The sequence below is a fragment of the Chitinophaga sp. 30R24 genome (assembly GCF_049056765.1).
Classification (GTDB): Bacteria; Bacteroidota; Bacteroidia; order Chitinophagales; family Chitinophagaceae; genus Chitinophaga.
Window position 1 is genome coordinate 214,050 of sequence record NZ_JBJGXX010000002.1, and the last position, 25,791, is coordinate 239,840.

Sequence of the window (25,791 nt, forward strand, 5' to 3'; positions counted from 1 at the left end):
TTACTGATAATTTGCTGTGGTCAGTTGTCGGGCTACATATTTACCCAGGATATCGAATTCCAGGTTTACCAGGTAGCCGGGTTTAATTTCGGGTACATTGGTATGTTCGTAAGTGTATGGAATGATGGCGACAGAAAATTCGTCGTCAGTAACATCAAAAATAGTAAGGCTGATTCCATTCATGCAGATGCTACCCTTTTCCACTACGAGGGCGGCGAATTCCCGGGGGAAGCGGAAGCGGTATAACCAGCTGCCGTCTTGTTCTTTACGGGTGATGCAGGCGCCTACGCCATCCACATGGCCTTGTACCAGGTGGCCATCTATCCGGCCGTTAAATACCATGGCTCTTTCCAGGTTTACAAATTGGGTGGGGGAGAGCTGTCCGAGATTGGTTTTCTGCAGGGTTTCTTCTACGGCAACTACTTCGTAGGTATCGTCCTGGATGCTGGTCACGGTGAGGCATACGCCATTATGTGCCACACTCTGGTCTATCTTTAATTCGGAGGCGAGAGGTGTTTTCATGGTGATCACCAGGTTACCGCCTTCTTTCCGGGTAGCTATTACTTCTGCTAATGTTTCTATGATTCCTGTAAACATGAAGCGAATTTAAGGAATTTTCTATACCCTTGGTTTCCATGGAATTTCTTCTACGCCCAGCTTATGTCCTATCCAACGGGCCAGCACAAACAGGTAATCGCTGAGCCGGTTTATGTATTTCAGCACCAGTGGCTCAATGAACATTTCCTGCTCCTGCATGCTTACGCAGAGGCGTTCGGTGCGGCGGCAAACGCAACGGGCAATATGGCAGGTAGATACGGCTACATGTCCGCCGGGTAAAATAAAGGATTTCATCACCGGTAATGCTTCGTTCATCTGGTCGATACTTTTCTCCAGCAGGGTAATATCTGCTTCATGCAGATCGGGGATTTTCAGTTTGGTTTCTTTTTCCGGATCGCAGGCCAGCGCGGCGCCAATAGTGAACAGCCGGTCCTGTATTTCACGGAGCAGGTGTTTAGTGTCTGGGTCTGCAACATGATCATTTACCAGGCCTATATAAGAGTTAAGTTCGTCTACGGTGCCATAGGCATCGATGCGCACATCACTTTTAGGTACTTTGGTGCCGCCTATCAGGGAGGTTTTCCCTTTGTCGCCGGTTTTGGTATATATTTTTAATGACATGTGAGTAAGTATGCTTGTCCTGCAAATTACGAATTACCCACACAAAGCGGTGGAGGTAAGGTCCTATGCCATTACTTTTTTATTGATACGGTCGGATTCAATAATGCCATCGCGCAAACGTATAACGCGCCGGGCATGATCCGCGATATCTTCTTCATGGGTAACCAATACCACGGTATTACCGGAAGCATGGATAGCGCCAAAAATATCCATAATTTCTATGGAGGTTTTGGTATCCAGGTTACCGGTAGGTTCATCTGCCAGAATCAAGGAAGGATTATTAACGAGTGCGCGGGCAATGGCCACACGTTGGCATTGACCGCCGGAGAGTTCATTAGGTTTGTGGTGCGCGCGTTCCCCAAGTTTTACTTTTTCCAGCATCATGTAGGCTCTTTCCAGTCTTTCTTTTTTGGCTATTCCTGCATAGATCAGGGGAATAGCCACATTTTCCAGGGCGGTGAGCCGGGGCATCAGGTTAAATTGCTGGAAAACAAAGCCAATTTCCTTGCCGCGCACAGTGGCCAGGGCATTGTCTTCCATTTTGCTGACATCATGGCCGCTGAGAATATATTTGCCGTTGCTCGGTGTATCCAGGCATCCGAGAATGTTCATCAGGGTAGACTTACCGGAACCTGAAGGGCCCATTAGTGCTACATATTCGTTCTGGAAAATATCGAGTGTTACCCCTTTGAGTACTGGTAATTCATTTTTTCCGAGAAAATAACTTTTCCTGATTTCTTCCAGGTGGATGACGGATTTTTGCATGTTGGGTTATTTCTTTATGATTTTCGGTACCCTGAAGTACTCAGCAGTGGTATCGGGGGCGTTTTTCAACGCTGCTTCGCGGGAAACAGACGGGATTACTTTGTCTTCCCTGAAAACATTGTAATCATCTGTCATATGGAGCAAAGGCGCCACATGGCTGGTATCCAGTTCATTCAGTTTCTCTACAAAAGAGATCATCCTTTGCAGGTCGCCACGTATCTCTGTTTTTTCCTGTTCATTGAATTCCAGTCTGGCCAGATCAGCCAGTTGTTGCACCAGCGCGTCGTTTACTTCCATAATCAAATTAAATCAAAAGATAATGAAATATAAATAGTAAAAATGATAGTGTCTCAAAATTAGGGATAAACGGACAGATTATGCAGCTTTTAGTCCATTGCTTTGGGCATTTAGGGTTTTTGTAAGAAAATTTTTACAAAACAGCTATTCGGTAATAGCTAAAAGCTAACAGCTATTCTTTAAATTGCGCCCGTTATGGCTACTGAAAAAGAAATTGTGGTAAGCGGCATACGCCCCACCGGTTATTTGCATTTAGGCAATTATTTTGGTGCAATCCGTAATTATATCCGGATGCAGGATGAGTTTAACTGCTACTTTTTTGTGGCAGACTGGCATTCACTCACTACCCACCCAGATCCTAAAGATCTGCCGGGAAATGTGATGCGGGTATTAGCAGAAAATATTGCATCCGGACTTGATCCTGAAAAAGTATCCCTGTATGTACAAAGTGATATTCCTGAAATTGCGGAGCTGTACCTGTTAATAAACATGCTGGCTTATGTAGGTGAGCTGGAAAAAGTACCTACCTTTAAGGATAAGGTACGCCTGCAACCGCAAAATGTTAACGCCGGTCTTCTTACCTATCCGGTGCTGATGGCAGTAGATATCCTGATTCAACGCGCTGTAAAAGTACCAGTAGGTAAAGATCAGGGACAACACCTGGAAATGGCCCGTAATTTTGCACAGCGCTTTAACCACCGTTATGGCGATCTGTTCCCTGAACCGGAAGCATTTAATTATGGTGATAACCTGTTGCGTATCCCCAGCTTGGATGGCAATGGCAAAATGAGTAAGAGTGAAAATGAAATGGCTACCATTTACCTGGCAGATGACGATGAAAAAATCATCAACAAGATAAAGAAAGCCAAAACAGACAGTGGTTCAGGCGAATCTGGCGCTCCTATGCCAGAATCGGTACAAAATCTACTGGATCTCATGAAACTGGTGTCTGCTCCTGATGCGGTAACATTTTATGAAGCTGCCTGGAATAACCAAACCATCCGCTTCGGAGATATGAAGAAGCAATTAGGGGAAGATATGGTGAAATTTATTGCACCTATCCGTGAAAGAGCAAAAGATTTACAACAAGACACTGATTATTTAAGGAAAATTATGAAAGCCGGTGCAGAAAAGGCAAGAGCGAACGCGGCACAAACTTTGCAACAGGCGAAAAAACTTATTGGTATAAACTATTATTGAAAAAGCCGCCAAGGGTAGTTATTTTCGATAAGCACCATTTATTATCGCATGGCAAATCAAAATAAAATCAAGCATATTGCTATTGCCGGAAACATCGGGGCTGGCAAAACTACACTTACAGAAATGCTGTGCCGCCATTATAAATGGCATCCACAGTTCGAAGATGTAGAACATAACCCGTATCTCAACGACTTTTACGAAGACATGCCACGTTGGGCTTTTAACCTGCAGGTATATTTTCTAAATGGCCGTTTGAAACAACTGTTGGAGATACAAAACGGTAGTGAAACAGTGATCCAGGACCGTACTATTTATGAGGATGCGCACATTTTTGCTCCTAATTTGTACGAAATGGGCCTCATGACCAAAAGGGACTTCGATAACTATTTCAATTTTTTTGAAACCCTGAAAAGCATGGTAAAGCCACCGGATCTGCTGATTTATTTGCAGGCTTCTGTACCTACTCTGGTAGCACAGATACAGAAAAGAGGCCGGGAGTACGAAGAAAATATCCGGCTCGACTATCTGAAACGGTTAAACGAATATTATAACAACTGGATTGAGAAATACAAAGAGGGACCGTTGCTGATCATTGATATTGATAAGAATAAATTCCCGGAAAGTGATGAAGATCTGGGTGAGATTATTTCTAAAATAGACTCTCAGTTATACGGATTATTCTAAACTGCATATAAGTTATTGGACAAGGTTAGCGAAGGGATATCCCTTCGCTAATTTTTTTATAGAAAATACGTTTGCTGTTGATGTTTCATTAACGTTTTTCTGTAACACCTGGCTTATTTTTGTTACTGCCAACAAAATGGTTTGTTGATCCTTTATATCAGCTTGTTGGCTACTTTGTTGTTAAACCCGGTTTCCTAAATGAAACAGCTCATGTTAACCCTTATCCCCACATGGTGGATAACCTTGCTGCCTGCACAAACTTTATTAACGCCTATTGGAAAAAATACGGGCGTCGGTGGTTATAGCCGTCATTTCCAACAGGTTTTATCTGCCTGGACAAATCCGGCGGGGCTTTCCTGTTTAACGGGAATTACCGCAGGCGTGTATGCAGAAAACAGATTTCTGCTGAAGGACATTCCTTTCTATGCCGCTATACTGGCCATTTCCGGGCAGCAAGGTACTTTCAGCGGGCATGTAGTGCGCCTGGGCAATACGGCCTGGTATCGGCAAACAGTTGGATTAGCTTATGGGCGTAGCCTGGGGAAGCATATAGGCGCCGGTTTACAGTTTAATTATGGAAGTACCATGGCGCAAGGGGTGAGCGCCCTTACTGCATTTAGCTATACAGGCGGATTATTATGGCATATCAGTGAGCAATTTCATACAGGTGTACAGATTGGCCAAATAGTGGGTCAGCCGCCAGGTTATAGTGGAGGCATAGGTTTTGAAGCCTCCCGCGACTGCCTGATCACAGGTGAAGTGAGCCGTACTGGCACTACCACGGGAGTAAAGGCTGCTGCCTGTTACCGCATCATTAGGGCGTTGGCGTTGGAAGTAGGCATTGCTTCCCGGCCAGCTAACCAGTATGCCGCTGTGGCCTTTTATGTCCGCTCTCTGCGGATTGAACTGTCTGGTGGATTTCATTCACAATTGGGCATTACGCCTGCTACCTCACTGATATGGCAACACGTTGCAGAATAATCTGGTGTGCATTGTTGGCTGGTGTGAGCAGCATTGCGAGTGGCCGTCAACAAGAAGAGACGTTACCGATTGCGATGGAAAATAATCTTGAAAATGAGGCCGCAGGCACATCGGCAGTATCGGAAGATGATGCGCAATGGCAGCAGTGGAACATGTTTGTGCGGCATAAGATTCAACTTAATACCGCCGATGAGGCCACGTTGCAGTCCCTCGGTTTGCTGACAGCACTGCAGATCAGTAGTTTTTTACGCTATCGCGCTTTGTTGGGGAAATTAGTGAGTATCTATGAACTGCAGGCCGTACCAGGTTTTGATCTGGACGTGATACGGCGTATCCTACCTTATGTATATGTTGGAAACGATCTGGTGCCGCATTATACCTGGCATGATTACTTGCATAAAGGAGATCAGATCTGGTTGTTGAGGTATGGCCGGCAGTTGGAACCATCTAAAGGATATTTACATACCGATAGTACCTTGCCAGCCTACCGGGGCAGCCCCGATAAATTATTTATACGGTACCGCTATAGTTTTCCCCATTATATCAGTGGAGGAGTAGTAATGGAAAAGGATGCAGGAGAAGCTTTGTTTAAAGGCGCACAACAGCAGGGATTTGATTTTTACAGCGCGCATATATTTCTCAGCAATTACCGTAACATAAAGGCGCTGGCCCTGGGCGATTATACGGTGAACCTGGGTCAGGGATTATTGAACTGGCAATCGCAGGCCTATGGGAAAGGGGCTGCTGTTATGCAGGTAAAGCGGGAGGGAGCTATTTTGCGGCCCTATACCTCTTCTGGGGAGTTTTATTTTTTTCGTGGCGCCGCTACTACCTTGCAATGGCGTTGCTGGGAAATAACGGCTTTCGCTTCCTGGCGTAGGCAAGACGCTGCCACAGATACGTTAACGGATGAAATAACGGCAGCCAGTGTGGTCAGTAGTGGCTATCACCGCACGGCAGCTGAAATAAAGAAACGGGGACAGGTATCGCAAACCACAGCCGGTGGCAATATCCGCTATGTATCCTCCCGGTGGCAATGGGGCGTAAATATGATCTACCACGGCTTAGCTCCCGCCTTGAGAAAAAAAACAGCGCCGTATAATCAATTTGATTTTAATGGAAGGCAATTATCGGGTATCAGTATAGATTATGCCGGTAGCTGGAAAAATGTACACCTGTTTGGTGAAGTAGCCCGTAGCAGTAATGGCAAACCGGCACTGTTACAAGGATTACTCACCAGTATTGCTCCAGCCGTAGATATTGCCCTCGTATACCGGTATTATGACAGGGCTTATCAATCGTTATATGCCAAGGGCTTTGGTAATAACTACCGTACCGTTAATGAACAGGGAATGTATACAGCACTTACAGCGAAGGTTAACCGGCATCTGAAGCTGGATGCCTATGCCGACTTTTTTAAATTTCCCTGGCTAAAATACCGTAGCAGCGCCCCTTCTGGCGGGAACGACTTTTTCCTCCTGGGTACTTATACAGCAGGCAAGAAAATAACCTGGCTATTGCGCTATAATTACCGGCAAAGCAATGGGAATGTATTGTTGCCAGGTAATCCTATGAAAGTATTGGCAGTGATAACGGCATCGAATATACGTTTTCAATGGAATATGCAAGCTAACAAACAACTCAGTGGCAAAATGCGTGGGGAATATATCCGTTACCGGTCTGATACGGTTATGCAGCAAGGGTGGATGATATTCCAGGATTGTAGTTACCATTTCAGGCGTATACCTTTTACCATTAGTGGGAGGGTGGCCTGTTTCCATACCGGTGGCTATGATACCCGCATATATGCTACGGAAAGTAGTGTTTTATACGAAAATGCAGTATCACAATTATATGGAAAGGGATGGCAATATTACCTGAATATCAAATGGAAGGTAAACCGCCGGTTAGCGTGTTGGACACGTTTTCATCAATCACTATATACAGGTGTTACCGGTATAGGTAGTGGAAATGACCTGATCCAGGGTACAAAGAAAACTTTATTGCAATGTCAGATACAGTATACCATGTCTGGGGAAAAATAATTTTTCTCTATTAATTTGTTGAATACTATATAGTTATAGGTTATCTTTACCGGCTGTTAAAATAATGTTAACCAAAAATAGTAAAAGCATAAATTTTTTTTCTATCTTGGAGTATCAACCAAAATCTAAATCTAAGTTTGCTTTATGAGTATAGTGCCTGCTGGAACTTTTAGGCTTGTGATGGTGGTAGCATAACGCCCACCGAATTTCTACCCGGAATCTTATTGGAATATTAAACCTACATTAATAACTTAACTGATAATACAATTGCATCTGTACTTTGTACTCCTGCAGGTACAGTTGTGATAAGTTTGGAACTATACATTGCCAACTAGCCTGGAAAACGCTTTGTTACCTGAATTATTAACTTTTAGATACAACCAAAATCTGATAAAATGGTTATGAAAAAAATGGCCCCAAACCCGGCCCTTGTCTGGTAGCCTGAATTTATCTTAGTAACAGATGATGTTACGTTATTGCTTATGCCGAGTGTAGATAAAGATGCACTCCGGACTCTTATTGCCCAATTGTTACTAAAACTAAAATATGGCCAGCAGCTATATACGCAAAGTAGATTATCAAACGCTATACATTTCTTTTTCAACCAAAATATGAATCTTTTATGAAGAAGGTGCTACTCCTTTTTGCCATGCTCATGGCAATTGTTAGCTTGGCCTATTCGCAGCAGCGGCAGGTTACAGGCACTGTTAAGGGAAGTGATGGCAATGCAATTCCCTTTGCCACTATCCAGATTAAAGGTACTAATACCGGTACCGTTGCTAATGCCAGCGGAACATTCCAATTGAATGTTTCAGGCGCTTCTCCTGTATTAATTGTTAGAAGTGTAGGGTATAAATCAGGAGAAATTGCCGTTGGGGATAACCATGCGCTGAATATTGTGCTGGTTGCTGATAATAAAGATCTCAGCGAAATAGTAGTAACTGGTTTAGGCCTTACCAGGGAGAAGAAAACAGTAGGTTATGCTACTACTACTTTTTCTACAGAGCAGATCAATCAGGTGGCTTCTGTAAGTATGATGGATGGTTTATCCGGAAAAGTGGCTGGTGCGGAAATCGCTACTATCAGTGGTTCTCCTGGCGCTTCCAATAAAGTGATCTTGCGCGGTTATTCTTCTTTACAGGGAAATAACCAACCATTGTACATAGTGGATGGTATGCCTTTAAACAACGACCGGCCTGGTTCCAGTGATATTAAAGGTAACAACCTTACTGGTGGATACGATTTCGGTAACAATGCTAATGATATTAACCCAAATGATATAGAAGCGATTAGTATACTGAAAGGTGCTGCCGCTACTGCTATTTACGGTTCAAGGGCTACCAGCGGCGTGGTACTGATCACTACTAAAAAAGGTAAAAGCGGTAAATTAAAAGTAGACGTGGCCTCTTCTGCCACACTTTCTAACGTTGGCATGCTCCCTACTATGCAAGATGAATTCGGACAAGGTTGGGGAGGTTTATTTATTCTGTCTGAAAACGGTAGCTGGGGTCCCCGTTTAATTGGCGAAGACCGTAAATGGGGTGCAATCGTAGATGGAGAGCAAGCATCCAAACCATTCGCTTTTGTAAAAGATAACGTAAGAAATTTCTTTAATACTGGCCAGGAGTATAATAACAATATTTCACTAAGCGGCGGTAATGAAAGGTCTACTTTCCTGCTGTCTTATGGTAATATATACAGCGATGGAGTATTGCCTACTGATGCAGATTCGTATAAACGGAATACCTTTTCAGTTAGGTCTACTACCAAATATGGTAAATTCTCTGCAGCAGCCTCTTTCAACTATGTGAATAAAAACTCCAAAGCGCCCTCTACCCGCAGTGAGGCGGGATTGGGTTCTTCTACTTTTGAAGATATTATCCAGATCCCGGTAGATATTAATATTTCCGGTTTCAAGGATTATAAGAGTTTATTCAATAACGTAGATAATTACTTTACACCATATGCAGAGAACCCTTATTACTCCCTGTATGAGAATGGTAACTATCTTAAGAGCAACCGTATTTTTGGTAATATAGATCTGAAATACGGGATCACCGATTGGTTGAATGCTGAATGGAGGGTTGGCGCAGACGTTACCAATAGTAATTCCAAGACCTACAAAGCGAAAAACAGACCTGCAGCCGGCAGTTGGAATGATGGTAATAACGTGGAAGGTTCCCAGCGTGCGGAAGATGTAGGTTACGTACGTGAATACTCCGATTACAGAGGTGAGTACAATTCCGACCTGCTGTTGAATTTATCTAAGAAACTGAGTTCAAAATTCACGCTGGATGGCTTGGTAGGATTTAACCTGAACCAGCGCGAGGGAAGGTTCTTTAGCTCTTCTGTAAAAGGATTAACTATTCCCGGTTTTTATGTTATTTCAAATTCGCCCAACGCACCTATTTCTACTACACAGTTATTTACCCGCAGAATTTATGGTTTGTATGCACAGGCTACCGTAGGTTACCATGATTATTTGTTTTTAACGTTAAACGCACGTAATGATTGGTCATCTACCCTGCCTGTAAAAAACAACAGTTATTTCTATCCTGCGGTGAATGCTTCCTTTATATTGTCGCAGGCGCTCAAGCTCGATGAAAGCGTGATCTCTTTCGCCAAACTGAGGGCCAGTTGGGGTAAAACAGGTAATGATGCAGGCCCTTATCTTACTAAAACTGTTTTATCTAATGGTTCCATTGTAAGGTTGCCTTTCGGTACATTAGATTTCCCTTTCAATGGCGTTCCTGGCTATTCTATTGGCGACGTAATTGGTAACCCGAGTTTGCAACCTGAACTTAGTGCGGAGTATGAAGTTGGCGGCGAGGTAAAATTCCTGCATAACAGGTTAGGATTTGATGTGGCTTATTATAATAAAGAAACCAAAGGTCAAATTTTGTCTGTGCCTATTACACCTAGCTCAGGTTATTCCACTATCACCCAAAACTTTGGTAAAGTAAGGAATAAGGGTATAGAAATAGCGGCTACTGTGATTCCAGTGGATACCAAAAATTTCAACTGGACCATCAATTATACATTTGCCCGCAATCGCAACGTAGTGGAAGAACTGCCGGCCGGTTTAAACCAAATCATCCTGAATAGTGCCTATGATGCAAAATTTGTTGCACGTAAAGGACAGCCATTAGGTGTTTTTTATGCTCCGGAAGTGGCCACCACCCCAGATGGAAAAATAATTGTGAATAGTTCCGGCTTGCCTACCGTATCCGATGCAGATGCTTATTACGGCACCTCTCAGCGCGATTTTACTATGGGCTTTGTGAATACTTTCCGGTATAAGGATTTCACATTAGGCATTTCTGTTGATTGGAGAAAAGGCGGTGTTTTCTATTCTGGTACTGCCGACCTTACCTATTTTGTGGGTAATGCTTATCAAACTACTTACAACGACAGAAGGGCGTTTATAATTCCTAACTCTGTAATGCAAGTAGGAACAGATGCGCAGGCAAAACCTATTTATGCCGAAAATACCATTCCAATTACAGACGATAACTACGATGCATACTGGTATCCTACTACTAATAAAGGGATGGCTTACCATCAGCGTTTCCTGGATAAAACCTATCTGAAAATACGTGATATTTCCCTGACCTACAGTTTACCAGGAGCAGTAGCAAAGAGAATTGCCGCCAGCAATTTATCACTCACTGTATTTGCACGTAATCCTTTTATCTGGACGCCTTCCGGTAATACTTTTATTGATCCGGAAGTGTCCAACTTTGGTAATGATCTGAGCGGCGAAATGGGTGAGTTCAGGTCTATGCCTTCTATTAAATCTTATGGTGCGTCCCTGAAGGTAACTTTTTAATACATCTAAATTCCGACATCATGAAAATCTATAATAGATATATACTCAGCTTCCTAACAGCGGTTACTGTTTTCAGTACCTCCTGCAAAAAGGCGTTGGATATAAATGTGGATCCTAATAATGCTCCTATTGATCAGGCTACTCCTTATGTATTGTTTCCCCCTGCCCTGATGTCTTCTATCGGAGCCATAGGCAGTGATGGTGCTGTAATTGGTGGTATCTGGTCGCAATACTGGACACAGAGCAATGCCGCCAATCAATATAAAACTATCGATGCCTACAATATTCAGCGTGGCGACTATAATACGTTATACACACAGTTGTTTTCCGGTGCGCTGGAAGATTATACGATGATGCTCCGCTTGTGCGACAGTTTGCATGATAATAACTTTGGTCTGATGGCTACTGTAATGAAAGCCTATACTTACCAGGTGCTGGTAGACTTGTACGATCAGGTGCCTTATACAGAAGCTTTCGGTGGCTTGAACCAGTTACAGCCCAAGTTCGATAAAGGGGAGGATATTTATAATTGGTTACTGGCCGACCTGAACACTGCTTTGTCTAAAGATCTTACTGTTCCCATTCTTACAGAAAATGTTACCCGTGATATGCTGTTTAATGGTACCATGAGCAGTTGGGTAAAATTTGCCAATACGCTGAAACTTAAGATGTACCTGCGTATGGTGAATGTTAAACCAGATGTGGCACGCGATAGCATTGTTGCTATGATTAACAGTAACGTACCATTACTGACAGACATAGATGCCGTGTTTACTAATTTTAAAAATGCACCAGGACAGGATAATCCGCTGTACGAATCCAATATCAGAAGTTTAAATACCACCACTAATATCAGGGCGAGTAATACGATGATGTTGTGGTTGCAAAAAAATAAAGACCCCAGGGTATCTAAGATATTCAGATCCGGTGTTTCCTCTGGTTTGTATTTTGGTTTGAACCAGGGTGATTATACCAGCCTGGTGGAGGCGAGCACGGCTCCGGCCATCTTCCGTCAATCTGCCACAGATCCGGTATACCTTATTTCCAAGGCAGAAACTTATCTTATGCTCGCAGAGATTGATGAACGGTATTTTGGTGGTACCAAAGCCAAAGGCTATTATGATAATGGTGTAAAAGCAGCTTTCAGCCAATTTTCACTGGATGCTACCAGTCTCATTGCTGATGGCGCTGTTTATGCTTATCCGGTAACTGGTACTTTTGAACAGAAGCTGGAAGCCATTATTACCCAGAAATGGGCTTCTTTCCCTGGTGGCCATGCACTGGAAGGTTTCTTCGAACAAAACAGAACCGGTTATCCGAAATATAGTCCGGTATATTCCACCGACCCATCTTATATCCCCGGCCAGATTGTGTATTCGCGTAATGGCGTAACCGGTGCAGGCAACTTCCCTAAACGTCTGGTGTTCCCGGATGTAGAAAGAAGCCGGAATAAAAATACGCCTGCGGAAGTACCTATTTATCAGAAAGTATGGTGGGCTAAATAATATAAACGGACTTAAAACTATTTATCATGATAACTAAAATGCATAAACGATATCTTACAGGACTGTTATTGGCAGCAGTATCCCTTTTCTCTTTTTCTTCCTGTAAAAAAGAATTGCCAGACGTAGGAGGCACCCAGGTGCAAAAAATGTCTGGTACCTGGTGGGTAACCCTTCAACTGGATGGTGTATTGCAAAATGACGGCGATCATGCAAAAATTAACACCTTTAATACTACTGCCAACGATGGTAAACAAATGTGGATACAGGATCTGGGACTGGGTTTTGATTTCCAATCTAAGGTAAATGTGAGCATAGCCGACTTTTCATTCAATGCTACTGATGCAGCGGACGCTAATAGTGATGCCAAATTAACCATCACCAATGGTAAAATTTTCCCTGGTCAGGGTAAATCCAAAGCTGGACATGTTACCGACAGCATTTATATGGAACTCCAAATCTCCAGTGATCCGGGTAAAAAGTACGTTGTGGCTGGTATTTTACGTACCAAATTCGATGAAGACGACTATTAAACCAGGCAAATGCCTTGTTTATAAAAAAAGAGGACTCATTTGAGTCCTCTTTTTCTATTTTTGTACGGCTAAATCGTACAAATATGGAAAATCAGCAAGAAGAACAGAATCAGCTTAATATAGAGTTGAATGAAGACATTGCAGAAGGTCAATACGCCAATCTGGCTATCATTACGCATTCAAATGCTGAATTTGTAGTGGATTTTGTGAATGTTATGCCAGGTCTGCCCAAGGCTAAAGTCAAATCCCGCATTATACTTACTCCACAGCATGCCAAGCGTTTTATGAAGGCAATGTTGGAAAATATTAAGAAATACGAATCTATTCACGGCCCGATCCAGGACCAGGAACAGGTATCGGTACCATTGAATTTTGGTGGTCCTACTGCACAGGCTTAATTCGTATCAGATGGAACATATTTTTTCGTATCATCATTTGAGGGAATTTACCCATGAAGTATTTATTCGCATGGGGTGTAGCCTGGAACATGCAGCACTAGCCAGTGAGGTATTGTTGTCTGCAGATCTTCGTGGTATCGACTCACATGGTATTGCCCGTTTGTCGGGTTATGTGCGTTTATGGGAAGCAAAGCGTATTAATGCACGGCCTAATATCCGCATTGTGCATGAAACACCCAGTACGGCTGTTATTGATGGTGATGCCGGTTTAGGGTTGGTAGTAGCGCCTTATGCTATGGAAGTAGCCATGCAGAAGGCGGCGGCGGTAGGTACCGGATGGGTAAGTGTGAAAAACTCCAATCATTTCGGTATAGCTGGCTATCATGCTATGAAAGCGTTGGAACAAGATATGATCGGTATGGCGATGACCAATGCCAGTCCGTTGGTAGCGCCTACATTTTCTACAGAACGTATGTTGGGTACCAATCCCATTGCGGTAGCGATCCCAGCGAAGGAGCAACCGGCATTTGTAGCAGATTTCGCGACTACTACCGCAGCTAATGGCAAACTGGAGATCTTGCAACGTAAAAATGAAGAAGCGCCTTATGGCTGGATACAGGATAAAGACGGGCATTCCAGTAAAAACCCCCACGAACTGAAAGATGGCGGCGCTTTACTCCCACTTGGAGGAGACCGGGAGCATGGCAGCCATAAAGGATATTGTTTGGGAGCAGTGGTGGATATATTTTCGGCCGTTCTCTCCGGCGCCAATTATGGCCCCTGGGCGCCTCCGTTTGTAAGCTTCCTGCCGCTTCCTCCAGATCCGGTTGGAGAAGGGCTAGGGCATTTTCTGGGCGCCATGCGCGTGGATGCTTTCAGGCCGGCAGATGAATTTAAAGCTAATATGGATACCTGGATCAGCCGGTTCAGAGAAGCTAAGCCGGTAGAAGGTAAGAAAGTATTGATACCTGGCGATCCTGAAAGGGAAATGAACCAGGAAAGGCTGGAAAAAGGCATTCCTGTTTTAGCCGCTGTTGTTAAAGATATGCAGGAAGTAGCTGCGAAATTTAATTTGAATTTTTAGATCACAATCGTTTATAAACCGCCCGGAATAAAGCTAGTGCCGAATTTCAGGCAGCAAAAGCAAAACAAAACATTCAGATGAAAGTGTTAAAATTTGGTGGCACCTCTGTGGGAAAACCAGAGCGTATGCAGTCAGTAGCGCAATTGATCACAGCTGATAAAGATCAGAAAATTGTGGTTCTTTCCGCACTGTCAGGTACCACAAATTCCCTCGTGGAAATTAGCCAATCGCTGTCAGAAGGTAAAAAAGAACAGGCTAAACAGCAGATAGACAAGCTGGAGAGCCATTACCGCACCTTTTGCAATGAACTGGTGAAGCAGGAAGCCGGCCGCGCTCAAGCCAAGGCAGTTGTTGATGAACACTTTGAGTTTCTGAATATTATCCTCAAAATATCTTTCAATGAAGCACTGAATAAAGATATTCTTGCACAGGGCGAACTATTATCTACCCGCTTGTTCTGTACCTATCTGGAGGAAGCCGGTATTCCTGCAGTACTCCTGCCTGCGTTGGATTTTATGAGTATCGATGAGTATGAAGAGCCGGAGATCCCTAAGATCAAAATAAAACTGGCTAATCTGATCAATCAGCATAAAGACCAATCGATATTTATTACCCAGGGATATATTTGCCGTAACGCCAGGGGAGAAGTAGATAATCTCAAACGTGGGGGCAGTGATTATTCTGCTTCACTGATCGGCGCAGCTATCCAGGCATCTGAAGTACAGATCTGGACAGATATCGACGGTATGCATAATAATGATCCAAGGGTGGTAAAGAAAACCTTCCCAATTGAACAGCTTTCTTTTGATGAAGCGGCGGAATTGGCCTATTTCGGGGCTAAAATCCTGCACCCGGCTTCTATTTGGCCTGCCCAGCATTTCAATATTCCAGTGAAATTGCTGAATACCATGCAACCGGAAGCAAAAGGTACTATTATCACTGAAATGCCGAATGGTAATGGCGCCAAGGCTATTGCTGCAAAAGATGGGATTATTGCGATTAAGATCAAGTCGAGTCGTATGTTACTGGCTTATGGCTTCCTACGCAAGATCTTCGAAATATTCGAAAAATACCGTACACCGATCGATATGATCACTACTTCTGAAGTAGCGGTATCGCTCACGATCGATAATCAGCAGTATCTTGACCAGATTCTGAAAGAACTGCAACCATTTGGCACCGTAGAACTGGACTATCACCAAACTATTGTGTCTATTGTAGGAAATGAGGTAGCAGCTACGCCATCTATTATTACCAGGTTATTCGACGCGCTGGAAGAAATTCCTTTGCGTATGATTTCCTATGGTGGTAGCAGGCACAATATTTCCATTCTGATTAATGGTCAGTATAAAGAGAAAACCCTGCAAGTGCTGAATAAAGGCTTGTTCGGACTCGAATAGTTGTTTGTGTAAAGAATATATGGAACGGAGGATATAGGCGGATGCTTGTATCCTCCGTTGTTTTAGCGGTCTCCGGTTATTTTTTTAGCCTTTGATCAAATAAAAACGGTTGGGTGTCAACAATGGTAATGTTAGCAGCATCCGGGTGCAGTGGATTAAACAAGTAATTGTGCTCTTCCGGGATAATCACAGAAGGAATACGCAACACCGCATATTTTGCTGTGTCAATCCATTCGTCTCCTATGTTTTGCAAAAAAAGGTCGGGAGCAAGCGATTGCCATCCGGAAGGAAGGTCATGTTTGGTGAGTACTTTAATGGCCAGGTTATCCGGGATGTTGATGGTGGCGATACAAAAGTCTTGTACAATATTTTTAAGCGGGATGTGCACCAGTACTTCCAATGCTGATAAGGCTCTGCTGCCGGCAGTATATACTACGGAATGTCCGGGGCTGTTCCAGCGACCTCCGTATAGCCGCGCGCCGGTACCTCTTAAATCGTTAATATAAGCGCACTTACTGATCCTGAATACTTCCATGTGGTTCTATGCAAATATGCCATGCTCAATACGTCCCAGCTCATCTTGAATGAGTTGAAAGCCAAAAGTAGTGTCCAGCAGTGAAATGGGGGTTTGATAATTAAAGGCAGGTAATGGCGTCCGCATCCATTCTTTGAAATTTTCGAGGATGCCAAAAACTTCTGTGCCGCGTTGATATAATTGTGACAGGAGTATGGCTCTTTCGGAGGTATCGGCAGATAATTTTGCGTCGTCTGCATAGCGTTGCAATGTTCTTTCTGAAACATGCACTACTTGCGCCAGTTCTGCCAGGGAAAAAGATAGTTGTCTGCTTAAGTTCAACAGGGCTCTTTTTATAATGCCGCTACGGCTGAGTTGTATAAAGTCGAAGTACCCACTGCCGGCGATTAGGGCCGCGCCCGGGTCTTCTACAATCAGTAATGCGTTTTCCTGCACGCGGTAACCTTTTACGTGTTTCATGAACAACCGGCATTTTGTGGTGAAGACACAAATATACGACAATTGTCGGTAATAAAAAACAATTTGTCGTATGTTGATGGTTTTCAATAGTTGAACTACTACAGGTGTGGCAGCATAGCAGCCAAAGCTTTCTATCTGCCTGACTACAGCTTTTTATCCTCAAAATAGCCGATCTTCCACATTTTACTAATATCCAGTGTTAGTACACCGTATTCCTCTGCAACTTTTCCTTGTAACACATAGAAACCTCCTTTTTGAAAAGGGTATTGCCGCAGGCTGTCCGGGAAATGGACGGTATCTATGAACAGGCCTTCTTTATCCAGGAAGGTACCAAAGCACATGGGCGCTCCTTTGTTGCTGCGTAAGAATTTAGTGGTTACCAGGTAACCTAGCGTGGTAATGGTTTGGCCTATACGTTTACTAAATTCCCGGACGGGCAGGTAAGCACTGTGGTTGTGCTGTAATACACTAAAAGGAGATTGCAGGGGAAATCCCAGCAGGTCAATTTCATCGAAGGCATCTTCATGTGCATGATAGGCCAATGCCGGCAGTTGACAATCTACAGTAGTAGCGCCGAACAAGGGCAGGGCATGGGTATTTACCGTTTCTTTATGTTTTACCAGCAGGCTGCTTTTCCACAATAGTTCTTTTTTGGTATGCCCGGTAAAGTTAAAACAACCAATGCGGATCAGGATTTCCAGTTGCGCCGCCCCAGGGGCAATGCGGTTCATAAAGTCTTCCAGGTGAAGAAAAGGGCCATAGCTTTTCCGGTCGTCCAATATTTTTTCTACTAGCGTTTGTTCCAGGCCTTCCACGTGGATAAAGCCTACATATACCTCCATGTTTTTGATATTAGTGGTATAATCACTATTGTTGATACAGGGGGGATGGAGATGGACGCCTGTTTTTTGCAGTTCTCTGAAATAAAGTTCCCGGTTATAAAATCCGCCGAAGTTATTGATAACAGCTACCATAAATTCTGCCGGGAAATAAGTTTTCAAGTATAAGCTTTGGTAGCTTTCTACTGCAAAACTGGCTGAATGTGCTTTTGAGAAGGAGAAATTAGCAAAGCTGGCTATCTGCCGCCATACTTCGGCACTTACATCGTTGGGGTGTCCCCGCTTGCGGCAGTTCTCAAAAAACTTTTTTTCGATATTGCTGAAATCTTTTGAGTCTCTGTACTTCCCTCCCATGGCACGCCGCAGTGTATCTGCATCTGCCAGTTCGAGGCCGGCAAAATGGTGGGCTATTTTAATCACATCTTCCTGATATACCATGATGCCAAAGGTTTCTTTCAACAGGTTTTCAATCACCGGATGGAGGTACTTTACCTGGTCGGGATGCCGGTAGTGATGGATATAAGCTTTCATCATGCCCGATTGTGCTACACCTGGCCGTATGATAGAGCTGGCAGCCACCAGGGAGAGGTAGTCGTCGCATTCCAGTTTAAGCAGTAATTGCCGCATAGCAGGAGATTCTATATAAAAACACCCGATGGTGTTCACTGCTTTCAAATTTTCCCTTACGCGGGTATCTGTTTGGAATGCTTTTACACGATGTATATCAATGTCTACATGGTGGTTTGATTTAATCATGTCGATGGCGTCCCGGATGTGTCCCAGGCCACGCTGACTGAGGATATCGAATTTATATAGTCCTATGCGTTCTGCCTGCCACATGTCCATTTGGGCGGTAATAAATCCTTTGGGTGGCAGGTAGGTAGTGCAATATTGGTGAATGGGGGCGTCGCTGATCAGAATACCGCCGGCATGTATGCTTAAATGGTTTGGAAAAGCGGGTTGGGTATCCATTAGTTGGGAGTAGTGGGCAATTTTCCGGTGTATGCTGTCGCTTTCTTCTTCCAATTGCAGCTGAAAGCCGTTTTCCAATATTTTATCAATTTCTTTTTTGGGTAGTCCGTATACTTTGCCCAGTTCCCGTATAATAGCATTGGTTTGGAAAGTGGTGACCGTACCTAGTAAAGCCGTATAGTCTTTTCCGTATTTGTCAAAAACGTATTTTATTACGGCGTTGCGGTCGCGCCAGGAAAAGTCTATATCAAAATCCGGTGGGGAAGTGCGGTAAGGATTCAGGAACCGTTCAAAATACAGGTCTAGTTCAATAGGGTCTACATCGGTGATTTTTAGGCAGTAGGCTATAATGGAGTTGGCGCCGCTGCCTCGTCCAACATAAAAAAACTTTTGTTCCTGTGCAAAGCGGATGATGTCCCAGGTAATGAGAAAATAGGCTTCAAAGTTGAGTTGGGCTACAATAGCCAGTTCCTTTTCGATGCGGGGCAATGCTGTTGTATATTGATCGCCATAGCGGTAGTGCATACCTTCTATGGCCAATTGGCGTAGTTTTTCCCGGTCTTCTTCCACGTTGCCCAGGAAACATTTTTTATTCCGGGGAACATGCAGGTCTGTTTCTATCTGGCAGGAGGCCATGATTTCCACGGTATTTTGCACTAGGGTGGGATAGTCGGTGAAATGGCGTACCAGTTGGGCCGGTGGTAGTAATTGTTCGCCCGGATGCCCGGTCATTCCGGGGGTTAATTGAGTAATGAGTATATTTTGATCAATCGCCCGGAGGCGGCGGTGTAACTCATAGTGTTCTTCACTTTGAAAAGTAACTGGTTGGAGGATCACTAGTTTTTTCTGTAGGGCTACAGTGTCTGTTCGGAACAGTTTATTTCGTTCCCAGGGTTTGATGCCCAGTAGTTCGTTTGCTGCGAGGTTTTCGGGAGGACGGCTTCCCCAGGCGTAAACCACATAAGTATGTAGCAGGAGGGGCGCCTGGTCGGGGAAGGGGGTTTCTGCTGCCAGGTGTTGGGACAGGAATTGATTGATCTGGTGCCAGCCTTGCTGGTTACGGGCCAGGAGAATATATTTGAAATCGTTGTTATTCCTGCATTCCAGGCCCAGTATGGGTTGTATATCATATTTACGGCAAAGCCCCACGAATTCCCAGGCATCTGAAGTGATGTTGATGTTGGTAAGTGCCAGGCGGCTGATACCTTGTTCGTGGGCTGTTTTTACCAGCATTTCGGCGTTCATGGTGCCATAGCGGAGGCTAAAGAATGTTTTGCAGTTCAGGTACATAATCGCTTTCATTAAACTTTGAAGTAGGGCATAATATCCCTTTGTGTAGCTCTTCTTTCCGGAGGCGTTATATTCGTGCCTTTCATCAGGTATTCCCATCCAAAGCGGTTCTTGATTTGGTCTATTGCCTGGTAAAGGGCGATCATTTCCTGTTTGTCGTCGAATAAGCTGATTTGGTAATTGCCTTGTACGAGGTGGCTGAAACGTACACCTATCAGGCGAACCAATAACCTGCGGTCGTATAATTTTTTAAACAGCTCCTTTACTTTTTCGAGGAGTATATGATCGGCGCAGGAGTAGGGAATGGTCATTTGTTTGGTAACGGTTTCAAAATCCGAGTACCGGATTTTGAGGGTGATACAGCTGGTAAGTTTATTTTGTTGTCTGAGCTCAAAGGCTATTTTTTCCGTCATGCGCACCAGTTCTGCGTGAAGGAATGCCATGTCGATGGTATCTGTGGGAAAAGTATTTTCCGTGGAGATGGATTTTTGTTCATAATAAGGCACTACCGGCGATTCATCGATACCGTTGGCTTTTTTCCAGAGCGTTATTCCGGTTTTTCCCATCCATGCTTCGAGCAGGGAGATGGGCACTTCACTCAGTGTTTTCACGGTTTCCACGCCACGGCGCCTCAGCTGGGCGCCGGTTTCACGGCCTACCATCGGAATCTTTTCTACCGCCAGTGGTGCCAGGAAAGATTTTTCTTCACCAAACAGTATTTCCAGTTGGCCATTTGGTTTGGCTTCATCGGTTGCTACTTTGGATACCAGCTTATTGGATGCCAATCCGAATGAGAGGGGTAGCCCCGATCCTTTCATGATGCTTTTTCTCAATTCTGTGGCCCATTTCAGGGAGCCAAAAAATTTGTCCATGCCGGAAAGGTCCAGGTAAAATTCATCGATAGATGATTTTTCGTAGAGCGGCGCTTTATCTGCGATCATGTCGGTGATTTCCCGGGATTTGGTACTATACAGTTCCATGTCTCCGCTGCGGACAATGGCATGTGGGCATAGCCGCAAAGCCGTTTTCATAGGCATAGCCGAATGGATACCATAGCGCCTGGCTTCATAGCTGCAGGCAGCTACAACAGCACGGTCGCTACTGCCTCCTACCAGCAGTGGTTTGCCACTCAAACGGCTATCCCGTTGGCATTCTACCGACACAAAAAAACAATCCAGATCAAAATGCGCAATGGTGCGTTGTGGTAAAGCGATCATAATGCTATTGATTTTATGGGATAAACAAAGGACAGATGGCGGCCGCTACCTTGCCAACAAACAACGTGGGTAGCTAAAAGCGATACGGATGGCGGACCAGGGCAAAGGGAGGATAGTAAAGCAACGGGTCTGCCAGCCGGAATCACTTTTATTGGGCAGCTAAGTTACTAATATTTTTAGTAATGCTAATTATTTTAGTAAAAAATATTTGAGGTTTCTCTAAGGTTCCTTTTTCGTAACTTTAATACACTATTACTGCCGTAGGCGGATATTTGATAAGAGAATGGAAATGAAGGACATAAAAATTGAGCGTGGTTTTACAACTAAACGTATCTTCAATGAAACAACCGGATTTTACCAAAGAATTACTTATCCTGGCCCTGCTGCTGGTGCCGATGGTTTACTTGGCAATTATATGGAACTCCTTACCAGCAGCCATCCCCGTAACATTTGACGCTTCAGGCGTACCCGAGGGAACAGGAGAAAAAAGCGATTTTCTCTTGTTGATGATTTTCCTGTTTTTTACCAATGCGTTGATTTACTTTTTATTCCGTTATATTCCGAAGGCGGATGCCAACCAGGAGATCCCGTCGGCCATCGAAGTAGAACGTAAAGAGTATTACCGCATCCGTTTTCTGATCCATACGTATCAGGCAGTTTTTACTTGTGCTATTATTTTCATGGTACATATAGGACAGCCATTTATCATGGAGCGTTGGGCATTTATGGGGGTAGGATTATTGATCGCCGGCATTGGTTTCTATTTGCGTAAGCTGAAACCTAATAATTATTTGGGGGTAAGAACACCGTGGACTTTGCAAAGTACCGAGGTGTGGACAGAAACCCACCGGATGGCTAGTAATTTATGGGTCAGCGCCGGCATCATCATTATGATTGCCGGATTTTTCTTGTCGCTGATCACCGGGGTTTTCATTATATTCTTTGTAGCAATAGTGCTGGCGGCACTGCCATATATTTATTCTTTCAGGCTTTATAATAAAGATAAGGGCTGAAATAAGGTTTTATTCAGTGGTTAACCTGTAAATCCGTCAAAAAAAAGAGACTGCATCCAATGGTGGTGCAGTCTCTTTTTGTTATTGATGATTTGAAGATACAAAGATTAAAACCATCCTTTGCCCAGTACTTCCCGGAAAGGCCAGGGAATCAGCGCAAGGATCAGCAGGAAGGCGAGGCCAAAGAAGATCAGGCCCAGTTTATGCTTTTGTGCATCAGTGGCTGCTTTCTTGATCTTAGATTTACCAATGTGTACCAGTGCAATGGCTATTATTGCCATCACTTCGTGTTCTACAGTAAAAAACCTTAATACCGGGTTTTTCATAGCAGCGCCCATGTTAGACAGGCCAGCTGTGCTCAGTGGGCTTGCCCAGAAAAACAGGAGCAAACCTACCAGTAATTGGATATCGCACAGAATCATGAAAAAGAGACCTGCTTTACTGTCGGTGGCAGTAAAGGGTGTTTTGCCGGCAACGCCTTTCAGGGAACGGATAACCGCCCAAAGCCCAGCCAGTACTATAGCCCATCTTAAAAATGAGTGTAGATGTAACATATCGAGTTGGATTTTACCGGGCAAAAATAAGCGAAGGCATTCAGATATATTTGGTAATTCATAAAAATATTTGCTAATTTTGTTAGTAATGTACTAAATTATTTAGGTTATGTCCGTAGTATGCCAGAATTTAAAATATCTGCGTAAGCAAAAAGCCTGGACGCAGCAAGAATTTGCCGATAAACTCGGTATTAAGCGTTCCCTGCTGGGGGCATATGAGGAAGAGCGTGCAGAGCCCCGTACAGAAATACTCGAACAGGTGAGTGATATGTTCCGGGTATCTATCGACGACCTGCTTCGCCGGGATCTGGGCTCCCAGAAAGACAATTTCCTGGAAAAGCGCCGGCAGCTAAAGCTGGGAAATTCCCGTCAGGCAATTCAGTTTGTTCCGGTGAAGGCCGCTGCAGGTTACCTGGCAGGATATAATGATGATGAATTTATAGATGAATTGAACAGCTTTACGTTGCCAATGCTGGGCGCAGGAGACTACCGGGCTTTTGAAATTGCTGGCGACTCTATGTTGCCGGTTACTTCCGGCTCTGTAATCGTGTGCCATAAAATAGATGGCTGGGAAGAGATTAAGAATAATGAAACTTATATTGTGATCACTTCCAGAGAAGGTATTGTTTTTAAAAGGATTTTGAAAAATAACCGTTCTAAGTCGAGGATCACCCTGGTATCTGACAATCCCCAATTTGAGCCTTACGGCGTGGAAATGGAAGATGTGCTGGAGCTTTGGCAGTCTGATGCCGTGATTAGTAAAGCCGGTCAGCAAAGCCGTATGAGCGTTAATCACCTGGCGGATATGGTGAGCCATCTGCAAGACCAGGTAAGTATGCTGAAAAAGAAGCTGAAAGACTAGTAAATGCCCGTTTAACCGGGTAACCAGTGCTTAGTAATGAACGTGCTGCCCTCACAGCTACCGGTGGCCCCATGTAAATATTAAGGTAACCAGTGCTCAGTAATGAATGTGCTGCCCCGGTTAAGCAGGAAGTGTGCTGCGGCAGCTCTCAGCCACGGAACATAACAGGTGGCTGTTTTTCCGACTTTACGACATCCGTTTCAGCCAGGGAGCATAACAAATCCTGTTGGCAAGGCCGGCCACTGCTTGCTTATGAAGCAGCATATTGCCTGGATAGTTATCGGCATGTATATCCTCATACCCAGGTTACCCCCTAAATGCTTATCATGTTTCGTTGATCCGATTCCCAATTTTTGTAAATTAGATCATTGAACACGTTAAATCAACCACAACATGAGGTTTCATGTTTCTTTTGCCGAGTCATTAAGACAATTGGAGAAAAGCGACGATGATTTCGCGGTTTTATTTGAACATGGTTCTATGCGGGGGATCATCTTTGGCCCTGAAGAAATGGATACCCAGGAGCCTCACCTCCAGGATGAAGTTTATCTGGTAATGCGTGGTAGCGGCGAATTTGAGATGGAAGGTAAATTGGTGAAAATTGGGATAGGGGACTTCCTTTTTGTGCCGGCAGGAACAACGCACCGCTTCCGGAATTTTTCCCCGGATTTGTTATTATGGGTGATATTTTATGGGGAGGAAGGAGGGGAAATGGAATAATTCTGACAGACTTTTGGATTTAATCAAATCTTGTGTTATCTTTGCGTTCCTAAAAAATAGAGGCAAAAATTATGTTGATCATTGATTCTAAAGATTGCGAAAACATAGACAAGGCGCTTAAAAAATATAAAAAGAAATTCGAGAAAGCTCGCATTTTACTGCAGCTGAGATCGCGCCAGTCTTTTACTAAACCATCTGTTAAACGCCGTAACGAAGTGTTGAAGGCGGTTTACAAGCAACAGCTGGCTTCTGGTAAATTCGATGCTTAATTCTCTATTGCATCGGCCATAAGCTGACTGCAACTCAAAATATTTGATGATTGTAAGGTTTTTGATAACTTTACAATCATCAATCTTTTTGTGTTGAACGAACCATTATATTCCTTAGCCGAGCGTTTTATTGCCTACATTCAGCTCGAAAAGCGCTATTCTGCGCATACTTGTATTGCTTATCGCAACGATTTGCTCCAGTTTTTCGATTATGTAACGCCCAGTTATGGCGTTACTCCTGTAGAAGAGCTTAGCCATGTGATGATCCGCAGTTGGCTGGCCCGTCTGATGGAAGATACCATGACGGCGAAAACAGTGAATCGTAAAATTTCCACACTTAAATCCTTTTTTAAATTCTGCCTGCGTCAGGGGCTTATTAAGCAGTCGCCCATGACAAAGGTTATTGCTCCCAAAATAAGCCGTCGTTTGCCGGGTTTTATTGAGGAGAAGGGGATGCGTGCGCTGGAGGATAATGTGAGCCCTGTTTCCGTGACCACCCTGCATATTTTTGCGGATGATTTTGAAGGGACTACCCACCGGCTTATTTTCGAGATCTTCTATCAAACGGGTATCCGTTTGTCGGAGTTGATCGGTTTACAGGAGTTTAAAGTGGATAGGAGCGGCCTCAGCATCAAAGTAATGGGAAAAGGGGGGAAAGAGCGCATTATTCCCATCAGCTCAAAATTGGTGGCGCAAATCAGCGACTATATGGATCAGAAGCGGCAGCACCTGGAAGGCTTCGAGTCTGGTGTTTTAATCGTACATCCTTTCAGTGGTCAACGGTTATACCCCAAGTATGTATATCTCACCGTACGAAAATATCTCACCGAGCATCAGATTACCACATTAAAGAAGAAAAGTCCGCACGTGCTACGGCATACTTTCGCCACACATCTGGCCAATAACGGGGCAGACCTGAATGCCGTGAAAGAGTTGTTGGGGCATTCCAGTTTGGCGGCTACACAGGTATATACGCATAACACCATCGAAAAATTGAAGAAAGTTTATCAGCAGGCACACCCCAAAGCATAGGATAACAACCTTTTAACAAAAAATTACTGGATATCTAAACATGGCATTGTAAAAGTGACTATATTAGTAATGAAGTTCTTTTACACTAAACGAGAATGCCTATGACCATGGTTTACTAACTAGAACCTAGAT

24 protein-coding genes are annotated in these 25,791 nt (G+C 44.0%); 15 read left to right on the plus strand and 9 right to left on the minus strand.

Annotated elements, in window-relative coordinates:
- The 4 genes from ACDQ55_RS07425 to gatC form a co-directional block, all read right to left on the minus strand.
- Positions 1–597 carry a riboflavin synthase gene (locus tag ACDQ55_RS07425; protein ID WP_420980673.1) on the minus strand — a complete coding sequence of 199 codons (597 nt, stop codon included), beginning with the start codon at positions 595–597 and terminating at the stop codon, positions 1–3.
- A 21-nt stretch (positions 598–618) separates the two neighbouring features.
- On the minus strand, positions 619–1,179 hold the full coding sequence (locus ACDQ55_RS07430; RefSeq protein ID WP_420980674.1) for a cob(I)yrinic acid a,c-diamide adenosyltransferase: 561 nt from the start codon (positions 1,177–1,179) through the stop codon (positions 619–621).
- Between the two features lie 63 nt (positions 1,180–1,242).
- Entirely contained in the window at positions 1,243–1,944 is a 702-nt protein-coding gene (locus ACDQ55_RS07435; RefSeq protein WP_420980676.1) for an ABC transporter ATP-binding protein, read from the minus strand.
- A 6-nt stretch (positions 1,945–1,950) separates the two neighbouring features.
- Positions 1,951–2,241 carry an Asp-tRNA(Asn)/Glu-tRNA(Gln) amidotransferase subunit GatC gene (gene gatC, locus ACDQ55_RS07440; protein ID WP_420980678.1) on the minus strand — a complete coding sequence of 97 codons (291 nt, stop codon included), beginning with the start codon at positions 2,239–2,241 and terminating at the stop codon, positions 1,951–1,953.
- A gap of 195 nt (positions 2,242–2,436) precedes the next feature.
- Between gatC and trpS the strand changes: the two genes are divergently transcribed.
- From trpS to ACDQ55_RS07490, 10 genes are all read left to right on the plus strand, one after another.
- On the plus strand, positions 2,437–3,441 hold the full coding sequence (gene trpS, locus ACDQ55_RS07445; RefSeq protein WP_420980680.1) for a tryptophan--tRNA ligase: 1,005 nt from the start codon (positions 2,437–2,439) through the stop codon (positions 3,439–3,441).
- 48 nt (positions 3,442–3,489) lie between these two features.
- The gene (locus ACDQ55_RS07450) at positions 3,490–4,125 is read left to right on the plus strand and encodes a deoxynucleoside kinase (RefSeq protein WP_420980682.1); all 636 of its coding nucleotides are present in this window, start codon (positions 3,490–3,492) and stop codon (positions 4,123–4,125) included.
- A 198-nt stretch (positions 4,126–4,323) separates the two neighbouring features.
- The gene (locus tag ACDQ55_RS07455) at positions 4,324–5,106 is read left to right on the plus strand and encodes a hypothetical protein (protein WP_420980684.1); all 783 of its coding nucleotides are present in this window, start codon (positions 4,324–4,326) and stop codon (positions 5,104–5,106) included.
- Positions 5,085–7,151 (plus strand): ComEA family DNA-binding protein, encoded by a 2,067-nt coding sequence (locus ACDQ55_RS07460; RefSeq protein WP_420980686.1) that lies wholly within the window; start codon positions 5,085–5,087, stop codon positions 7,149–7,151. Before ACDQ55_RS07455 ends, ACDQ55_RS07460 begins: the two co-directional genes overlap by 22 nt.
- Before the next feature lie 622 nt (positions 7,152–7,773).
- On the plus strand, positions 7,774–10,980 hold the full coding sequence (locus ACDQ55_RS07465; protein WP_420980687.1) for a SusC/RagA family TonB-linked outer membrane protein: 3,207 nt from the start codon (positions 7,774–7,776) through the stop codon (positions 10,978–10,980).
- A 20-nt stretch (positions 10,981–11,000) separates the two neighbouring features.
- Positions 11,001–12,485, plus strand: a complete 1,485-nt coding sequence (locus ACDQ55_RS07470; RefSeq protein WP_420980688.1) for a SusD/RagB family nutrient-binding outer membrane lipoprotein — start codon at positions 11,001–11,003, stop codon at positions 12,483–12,485.
- Between the two features lie 26 nt (positions 12,486–12,511).
- On the plus strand, positions 12,512–13,015 hold the full coding sequence (locus ACDQ55_RS07475; protein ID WP_420980690.1) for a lipid-binding protein: 504 nt from the start codon (positions 12,512–12,514) through the stop codon (positions 13,013–13,015).
- Positions 13,016–13,098: 83 nt separating this feature from the next.
- The gene (locus ACDQ55_RS07480; protein ID WP_420980692.1) at positions 13,099–13,413 is read left to right on the plus strand and encodes a DUF3467 domain-containing protein; all 315 of its coding nucleotides are present in this window, start codon (positions 13,099–13,101) and stop codon (positions 13,411–13,413) included.
- 10 nt (positions 13,414–13,423) lie between these two features.
- Positions 13,424–14,497: an Ldh family oxidoreductase gene (locus tag ACDQ55_RS07485; protein ID WP_420980693.1), complete on the plus strand. Its 1,074-nt coding sequence runs from the start codon at positions 13,424–13,426 to the stop codon at positions 14,495–14,497.
- Between the two features lie 77 nt (positions 14,498–14,574).
- Positions 14,575–15,897: an aspartate kinase gene (locus tag ACDQ55_RS07490; protein WP_420980694.1), complete on the plus strand. Its 1,323-nt coding sequence runs from the start codon at positions 14,575–14,577 to the stop codon at positions 15,895–15,897.
- Positions 15,898–15,973: 76 nt separating this feature from the next.
- Here the strand turns inward: ACDQ55_RS07490 and ACDQ55_RS07495 are convergent, their stop codons facing one another.
- The 4 genes from ACDQ55_RS07495 to dinB form a co-directional block, all read right to left on the minus strand.
- Positions 15,974–16,432, minus strand: coding sequence for an RES family NAD+ phosphorylase (locus ACDQ55_RS07495; RefSeq protein WP_420980696.1), 459 nt, complete (start codon positions 16,430–16,432; stop codon positions 15,974–15,976).
- A 6-nt stretch (positions 16,433–16,438) separates the two neighbouring features.
- Positions 16,439–16,891 carry a type II toxin-antitoxin system Xre/ParS family antitoxin gene (parS, locus tag ACDQ55_RS07500; RefSeq protein WP_420980697.1) on the minus strand — a complete coding sequence of 151 codons (453 nt, stop codon included), beginning with the start codon at positions 16,889–16,891 and terminating at the stop codon, positions 16,439–16,441.
- A gap of 143 nt (positions 16,892–17,034) precedes the next feature.
- Positions 17,035–20,004, minus strand: a complete 2,970-nt coding sequence (locus tag ACDQ55_RS07505) for a DNA polymerase III subunit alpha (protein WP_420980698.1) — start codon at positions 20,002–20,004, stop codon at positions 17,035–17,037.
- Positions 20,004–21,209 carry a DNA polymerase IV gene (gene dinB / locus ACDQ55_RS07510; RefSeq protein ID WP_420980700.1) on the minus strand — a complete coding sequence of 402 codons (1,206 nt, stop codon included), beginning with the start codon at positions 21,207–21,209 and terminating at the stop codon, positions 20,004–20,006. The genes ACDQ55_RS07505 and dinB overlap by 1 nt, the downstream gene beginning before the upstream one ends.
- A gap of 338 nt (positions 21,210–21,547) precedes the next feature.
- Here dinB and ACDQ55_RS07515 point away from each other — a divergent pair, with 338 nt between their 5' ends.
- Positions 21,548–22,222 (plus strand): SdpI family protein, encoded by a 675-nt coding sequence (locus ACDQ55_RS07515; RefSeq protein WP_420980702.1) that lies wholly within the window; start codon positions 21,548–21,550, stop codon positions 22,220–22,222.
- Between the two features lie 107 nt (positions 22,223–22,329).
- On the opposite strand, the gene ACDQ55_RS07520 is transcribed toward ACDQ55_RS07515, so the two are convergent.
- Entirely contained in the window at positions 22,330–22,776 is a 447-nt protein-coding gene (locus tag ACDQ55_RS07520; RefSeq protein WP_420980704.1) for a hypothetical protein, read from the minus strand.
- Positions 22,777–22,885: 109 nt separating this feature from the next.
- On the opposite strand from ACDQ55_RS07520, the gene ACDQ55_RS07525 reads away from it, so the two are divergent.
- From ACDQ55_RS07525 to ACDQ55_RS07540, 4 genes are all read left to right on the plus strand, one after another.
- A complete protein-coding gene (locus tag ACDQ55_RS07525; protein WP_420980705.1) occupies positions 22,886–23,638 on the plus strand; it encodes an XRE family transcriptional regulator in 753 nt (250 codons plus the stop codon).
- A gap of 393 nt (positions 23,639–24,031) precedes the next feature.
- The gene (locus ACDQ55_RS07530) at positions 24,032–24,358 is read left to right on the plus strand and encodes a cupin domain-containing protein (protein WP_420980707.1); all 327 of its coding nucleotides are present in this window, start codon (positions 24,032–24,034) and stop codon (positions 24,356–24,358) included.
- A gap of 71 nt (positions 24,359–24,429) precedes the next feature.
- Positions 24,430–24,627: a 30S ribosomal protein S21 gene (gene rpsU / locus ACDQ55_RS07535; protein WP_089760158.1), complete on the plus strand. Its 198-nt coding sequence runs from the start codon at positions 24,430–24,432 to the stop codon at positions 24,625–24,627.
- A gap of 90 nt (positions 24,628–24,717) precedes the next feature.
- Positions 24,718–25,659 (plus strand): tyrosine-type recombinase/integrase, encoded by a 942-nt coding sequence (locus tag ACDQ55_RS07540; RefSeq protein WP_420980709.1) that lies wholly within the window; start codon positions 24,718–24,720, stop codon positions 25,657–25,659.
- The last annotated feature ends 132 nt before the right edge of the window (positions 25,660–25,791 follow it).

Coding starts and splice junctions, on each gene's coding strand:
- ACDQ55_RS07425 (WP_420980673.1), bottom strand. CDS start 597: ATGTTTACAGGAATCATAGAAACATTAGCAGAAGTAATAGCTACCCGG.
- ACDQ55_RS07430 (WP_420980674.1), bottom strand. CDS start 1,179: ATGTCATTAAAAATATATACCAAAACCGGCGACAAAGGGAAAACCTCC.
- ACDQ55_RS07435 (WP_420980676.1), bottom strand. CDS start 1,944: ATGCAAAAATCCGTCATCCACCTGGAAGAAATCAGGAAAAGTTATTTT.
- gatC (WP_420980678.1), bottom strand. CDS start 2,241: ATGGAAGTAAACGACGCGCTGGTGCAACAACTGGCTGATCTGGCCAGA.
- trpS (WP_420980680.1), top strand. CDS start 2,437: ATGGCTACTGAAAAAGAAATTGTGGTAAGCGGCATACGCCCCACCGGT.
- ACDQ55_RS07450 (WP_420980682.1), top strand. CDS start 3,490: ATGGCAAATCAAAATAAAATCAAGCATATTGCTATTGCCGGAAACATC.
- ACDQ55_RS07455 (WP_420980684.1), top strand. CDS start 4,324: ATGAAACAGCTCATGTTAACCCTTATCCCCACATGGTGGATAACCTTG.
- ACDQ55_RS07460 (WP_420980686.1), top strand. CDS start 5,085: ATGGCAACACGTTGCAGAATAATCTGGTGTGCATTGTTGGCTGGTGTG.
- ACDQ55_RS07465 (WP_420980687.1), top strand. CDS start 7,774: ATGAAGAAGGTGCTACTCCTTTTTGCCATGCTCATGGCAATTGTTAGC.
- ACDQ55_RS07470 (WP_420980688.1), top strand. CDS start 11,001: ATGAAAATCTATAATAGATATATACTCAGCTTCCTAACAGCGGTTACT.
- ACDQ55_RS07475 (WP_420980690.1), top strand. CDS start 12,512: ATGATAACTAAAATGCATAAACGATATCTTACAGGACTGTTATTGGCA.
- ACDQ55_RS07480 (WP_420980692.1), top strand. CDS start 13,099: ATGGAAAATCAGCAAGAAGAACAGAATCAGCTTAATATAGAGTTGAAT.
- ACDQ55_RS07485 (WP_420980693.1), top strand. CDS start 13,424: ATGGAACATATTTTTTCGTATCATCATTTGAGGGAATTTACCCATGAA.
- ACDQ55_RS07490 (WP_420980694.1), top strand. CDS start 14,575: ATGAAAGTGTTAAAATTTGGTGGCACCTCTGTGGGAAAACCAGAGCGT.
- ACDQ55_RS07495 (WP_420980696.1), bottom strand. CDS start 16,432: ATGGAAGTATTCAGGATCAGTAAGTGCGCTTATATTAACGATTTAAGA.
- parS (WP_420980697.1), bottom strand. CDS start 16,891: ATGAAACACGTAAAAGGTTACCGCGTGCAGGAAAACGCATTACTGATT.
- ACDQ55_RS07505 (WP_420980698.1), bottom strand. CDS start 20,004: ATGAAAGCGATTATGTACCTGAACTGCAAAACATTCTTTAGCCTCCGC.
- dinB (WP_420980700.1), bottom strand. CDS start 21,209: ATGATCGCTTTACCACAACGCACCATTGCGCATTTTGATCTGGATTGT.
- ACDQ55_RS07515 (WP_420980702.1), top strand. CDS start 21,548: ATGAAACAACCGGATTTTACCAAAGAATTACTTATCCTGGCCCTGCTG.
- ACDQ55_RS07520 (WP_420980704.1), bottom strand. CDS start 22,776: ATGTTACATCTACACTCATTTTTAAGATGGGCTATAGTACTGGCTGGG.
- ACDQ55_RS07525 (WP_420980705.1), top strand. CDS start 22,886: ATGTCCGTAGTATGCCAGAATTTAAAATATCTGCGTAAGCAAAAAGCC.
- ACDQ55_RS07530 (WP_420980707.1), top strand. CDS start 24,032: ATGAGGTTTCATGTTTCTTTTGCCGAGTCATTAAGACAATTGGAGAAA.
- rpsU (WP_089760158.1), top strand. CDS start 24,430: ATGTTGATCATTGATTCTAAAGATTGCGAAAACATAGACAAGGCGCTT.